At 47.6% G+C, this 5,149-nt stretch carries 3 protein-coding genes; 2 read left to right on the top strand and 1 reads right to left on the bottom strand.

The window, feature by feature from the left end; translation table 11 throughout:
• On the top strand, nucleotides 1-2,880 hold a 2,880-nt coding region (locus tag KDK17_RS04250; protein WP_257287427.1), incomplete at its 5' end, for a DUF4116 domain-containing protein.
• Between the two features lie 169 nt (nucleotides 2,881-3,049).
• Here KDK17_RS04250 and KDK17_RS04245 read toward each other — a convergent pair.
• Nucleotides 3,050-3,637 (bottom strand): lysophospholipid acyltransferase family protein, encoded by a 588-nt coding sequence (locus KDK17_RS04245; RefSeq protein WP_257280742.1) that lies wholly within the window; start codon nucleotides 3,635-3,637, stop codon nucleotides 3,050-3,052.
• 298 nt (nucleotides 3,638-3,935) lie between these two features.
• On the opposite strand from KDK17_RS04245, the gene dinB reads away from it, so the two are divergent.
• Nucleotides 3,936-5,045: a DNA polymerase IV gene (dinB, locus tag KDK17_RS04240; protein WP_257280741.1), complete on the top strand. Its 1,110-nt coding sequence runs from the start codon at nucleotides 3,936-3,938 to the stop codon at nucleotides 5,043-5,045.
• The last annotated feature ends 104 nt before the right edge of the window (nucleotides 5,046-5,149 follow it).

Raw genomic sequence — 5,149 nt, 5'->3', positions numbered from 1 at the left:
TCTTTTCAGGATGATACCATCAGGGTTGAGTACACACCCGGTCAGCCCAGAGGCGTAGTGGCAGGACAGTCCGGCAACACGCCCCACCGCATCGATATTTCTCGCAAAGAAGGAACTGACAGCTCTCAATACTTTCCCGGGACGCTTTCAAGCCGCTTCATCCTTTACAAAAACAAGGGTAATAACGGTTATTCGGAAACAAGAATCCATGATGCGGATTCTCCATCAGACGACGGCGGGCAGCGACTCAGTGATGAGACGGTTTCAGCACTCAGGAAGAGGGTGACTGAGCTGGAAGACCTGTTACTCTGCCCCGTGGATGTTGAGTTTGCTATCGATCATCAGGGTCGCCTGTTCCTGCTGCAGGTGCGCCCTGTAACCAGACTCTCTGGCGGCATGGATTTTGCCATGTTTATACCCGAAGAGACTCTTGCCATTGGTGAGGGGATCAGTGAAGGCTATTGCACCGGATCCATCTGGTTGGCCAAAAATCGAGAAGCAGGCAGTATGCCAGAGGGTGCCATTGTCTTGGCTCACCACGTTGAAGAGTGGATGCTTGAGCCTGAGTTCCTGAGGTGGGCAGGAGGTTTTGTCCTGGCCGAAGCAGGATTTAATGATCATGCCGCGATCCTGATGAGACAGGAAGAAAAAACCCTGATGCTGGCCGGTGAACAGTTTGCGGCCTTGGCCACTCAGGATGGCCAACAGGCAACACTGGCCTGCGCCCGCTTCAACGGTAAGCCCGGTGCCTTTATTGTTGCCGGTGATCTTACCGGGAAACTGGTCAGGCACATAAGCCTGTCTTCTGCGGTTTCTGATGTTCCGTTAGCTAAAGCCCTCCCGTCACGGGATGATTTGTCTCCCCCTGAAGCCACATTCCATCACGTCGCCAGTGGTTTTCAATGGCTCACCGATCAAAATGCCCGTCTGTTGGCACTTTTTGGCCCCGGCGGTGGACTGGATTGTCTGGCAAACCCGATAAAACTGAGCATGTCATCACAACGATCAAAGCTACTGGCTGGGATCGAGGATAGCGTTAATCTTCTGATTTATGGGGCTCAGGCAATGTTGGAGGGTTACCTGGCCTTCTTGCGGCTGGCGAGCAGAAGGCGTTCACCCCAGGTCAAGCTATTTCGAAGAGAATTACCAGTACTGAACAACCGGCTAGAGATGCTGAAAGAAACCGTACGATCCGGGTTAGAAAGTATCATTCTGCCAATGCAGACCGCTGAAAAAGGGCTGATATTTCAGGGAGCGTTCTGTCAGTGGGTGACCGCCTGCCATCAGTTACAATCCTCTCTTCAGGCACTCCACTTCCGTGAGGCTGAGCAGGTCCGTAGTGTTCATGACTTGATTTTTGCCCTGCATAAGCGTTTTGTGGAGGCACTGGCACCGGTCACTCTGGCCTCGGGTCAGGGGCAGTTTTTTCAGGAAAAGAAGATCACCTACGTTGATTGCACGACCCCGGGTGCTAAGGGTGAAAAAGCATCACTATTGACGCCATCCGGCAAAGCATGCATGCAAGCATTAGAGCTCTCAGGGACTGTCGTCAGTATGGATGATGCCTTGATGGTTAACCTGGAATTGGGCAATCACGTTGGCCTCGTCGAATTACTTGAACAGGCAGAGGGGGGTAAAGAACGAACCTTACGACTAAAATTTTCTGACCAGTTTGATCAACCTTATGGCATTCATAAAGACGGCAAGTCAAAGCGTATGTGGTTTCTGGTGCAATTACTGAAAGCGATCGAACTGGATGAAAATGCGGATAGCATGAAGGTACGTTGCAACGCTGCAGCCGGTCAAATTATCGTCGAATGCTCCCGAATGAAATCAAGTCCACACATGCAGGATGCCTTTGAAAAACTGATGATTGTGTTAGAGACTATCTGTGATCTTGATATCTTCTTTGAGAACGCAGACATTTTTGAAGAATCTCATTGGGATTTTAACTTGCTTGAACAACGTCTTAATCCCGATGTTGTGACAGATGCTGATAGATTCACCTTTCAGCATTGTCTTTTCTCAATGTTTTATCTGAGGGATTACCGTATTAGTCCCGCATGCTGCCAGTTATTAAGTAGCCATCTTCAACAGTTTGTTTTTTACGCTGAGCGGTTAGGGGAGTGTCGGTCTTCAGTATATTTCAGGGAAAAACCGGAGGTTAGTCTGCGGGAAATGTTAATGAGTGAAGAGATGAATGAGAGCATTCGCAAGGAGCTCTTACATCATTTTTTATTGGCAGATCCCAATTACTCTATTCCACCGTTTGAGGATTTTTATCTCCATTTGAAAGGTCAATACTTCATTATCAAACCATCACGTGATTACACACTGACGTTTGATATTCCACCGGCTCAGTCGTTTTCGGATATTAAAGAAAAGGTCAGGAAAGCCTTGGTGAAGGACGGGCTGAATTATGTCAGTCAACAGGTTCGAAATGATAAAGAGCTTGTATTAGAAGCCATTGCAGCACATCCAATTGATCTGAAATATGTAGGTCAAGAACTCAAGGGTGATAAAGATGTCATCATAGCCGCAGTCACTCGGCGTAGCCGTTCTATGCAAGACGTCAGCCCGGAAATTCCGGATTATGATGAGGTTGTCACTGCCGTTATCGCGAAGCGCCCAAAAGCTCTGAAGTATGCTAGTGAAAGAATCCGAGGCGACAAAAACATTATTAAAAGTTTGATGAATCATAGTATTGTTTACTTAGGATACGCCAGTAAAACGTTGTTTAATGATCGCGAATATATGCTGGACTTGATTGAACATAATGCTCGTGCTTTCGAGTTTTCTTCTCCCCGCCTTAAAAATAATGAGGCTTTTGTCGATTCGGCAATCCTCAGAAATTACGCAGTTTGTCAATATTTAATGTAATCTGCGAATCAGGTCGGATTTATTCTGACAACGTCGATCAGTATAAACATTGTCGCATTTCCTGACTTCTACCGGTGATTTCATTTCTTCAGCTGTTTTTCGCGGATAATGGCCGACTCCATCGTTTAATGTTACTCAAAGTAAACCAGCATGTGAATGTTATATTCTGCTATAAAACCGGGCTGAAACAGTTTGGGTGTTTTCCCTGCTTTTTGTCATAAAAGGCCTGAATTTCAGCCAGATCTTTTTTCATGCTGCATCCGGGCTTGATGGTGGGGCCAAAGCCGGCTTTTTTCTTCCGGAAGTCCATATAGGCCAGAATGATTGGCACTTCTGCCCCTCTGGCAATGTGATAAAAACCGGTTCTCCAGCGATCACCTTTAGAGCGAGTGCCTTCAGGACAAATGATCAGACCCAGTTGTTTGTTGCCTTTAAAACAGCAGATACTCTGATCTACCAGACTGCCCCTTCGGTCCCGGTCAACCGGTATCCCTCCCAGCCAGCGCATCACAGAACCTAGAGGTCTCCGGAAAAGGCTGGATTTACCCAGCCAGTGTGCTTCTATCCCGTGGCTCAGGCCAACGGCCATACCGATAAAAAAGTCCCATTTACTGGTATGGGGGGCGGCCACCAGAATGTAGCGGGGTACTCGGGGCTGGTTACCTTCGACCTTCCAGCCGGAAATCAACAGGCACATTTTGGCCAGAGCCTTTAACAGATAACTGATGATCGGCGTATTAAACACCGTTAAGCGCATATTCAAGCCTTAATCTTTTGACCGTGAGCGCGCCCAAACCGATTGCCAGGCTGGTTGAGACGCTTCTTTTGACATCAGACCCCGAGAGGGCATATAAACGGAGTGCGATTTGACGATTTTATCAACTGATTGAAAATACGTAGATATTCGGGGTTGCGCTTTATCTTTTTGGGTGAATGGGCAGTGTAAGAAATGGGGCTGTATAAAAAAACAGTAAAAAATCATTGTTTCCTATTTCTCCTATCGTTAGTCTTAACAGGCTGGTGCAATAATTTCCGCTAAATTTTCCAATCACACTATGCCGGAACCGAATGAATCCGTTCAGAGAAAAATTCTCCATGTTGATGCAGATGCCTTCTACTGTTCTGTAGAGGAGAGGGATGATCCTGCTTTAACAGGCAAAGCCTTTGCTGTGGGGGGGAAGGCCGAGCGTCGGGGAGTGATAGCCACATGCAGTTATGAAGCTCGCAAGTCGGGCGTGCATTCTGCTATGGCCTCTTATCGAGCACTCAGACTCTGCCCTGAGTTGATTATTTTGCCCGCCCGGTTTGATGTCTATAAAGCCGCCTCAAGGCAAATGCATGCCATTTTTCATCGTTACACTGAGATGATTGAACCCCTGTCGCTGGATGAGGCCTATCTGGATGTTTCCCAATCCAGTCAATGTCGAGGCAGTGGCACACTTATGGCCCGGGAAATCATGCAGTCTGTCTGTGAAGAGGTGGGCATCAATGTTTCTGTTGGTGTGGCCCCTAACAAATTTCTGGCCAAGGTGGCATCGGACTGGAACAAGCCAAACGGTCTTTGTGTGATCACGCCCGATCAGGTCCGGGATTTTGTTTTTGAATTGCCCGTTGAGAAGATACACGGTGTGGGTAAGGTGACTGCTCAAAAGCTCCATAACAAAGGGATTATGACCTGTGGCATGTTGCGGCAATACTCTCCGGTTGAGTTATGTCGTTGGTTTGGCAGTTTTGGCGAACGCCTCTGGGAGCTGTCCAGAGGTGTGGATGATCGTGCGCTGGAGCTGGATAGAAGGCGGAAGTCGTTATCTGTTGAACATACTTTTGATGAAGATTTGCACGATGAGCAGTCAATACTGACTCAGGTTAAACCCCTGATCGAGGATCTGTCGCAACGTTTTCAGGCAATCAGGAATGAATATTCGGTCACCAAGCGGTTTGTAAAAGTAAAGTTCAATGATTTCACCCAGACGACACTTGAGGAAATGATAGAGTGGGATGATCAAACACCGGAAGCACACTTTCAGTCATTAGTGATTCGAGCCTGGCAGAGGGGAAATAAGCCTGTACGTCTACTCGGGGTGGGAGTAAGGCTGCTGGACTTGAGAACCTCCGGGCAGATGCAGCAGTTAGAGCTGTTTGAACGCAGGGGCAGAAGGATATAATATGACACCCCTTAACATGTCATTTCAGATAAGGTCCTATGGAGCTGAATCTAACAACTCCCGCTTTGCTGTTTCCGGCTATTTCTCTGTTATTTCTTTCCTAT

This window comes from Endozoicomonas sp. SESOKO2 (assembly GCF_024606245.1).
Taxonomy (GTDB): domain Bacteria; phylum Pseudomonadota; class Gammaproteobacteria; order Pseudomonadales; family Endozoicomonadaceae; genus Endozoicomonas_A.
Note: the sequence above shows the minus strand (reverse complement) of the source record. Positions and strands in the feature narration are given on the sequence as shown.

Bases quoted from the DNA above. Each gene is read 5' to 3' on its own strand.
- KDK17_RS04245 (WP_257280742.1), bottom strand. From the start codon at position 3,637: ATGCGCTTAACGGTGTTTAATACGCCGATCATCAGTTATCTGTTAAAG.
- dinB (WP_257280741.1), top strand. From the start codon at position 3,936: ATGCCGGAACCGAATGAATCCGTTCAGAGAAAAATTCTCCATGTTGAT.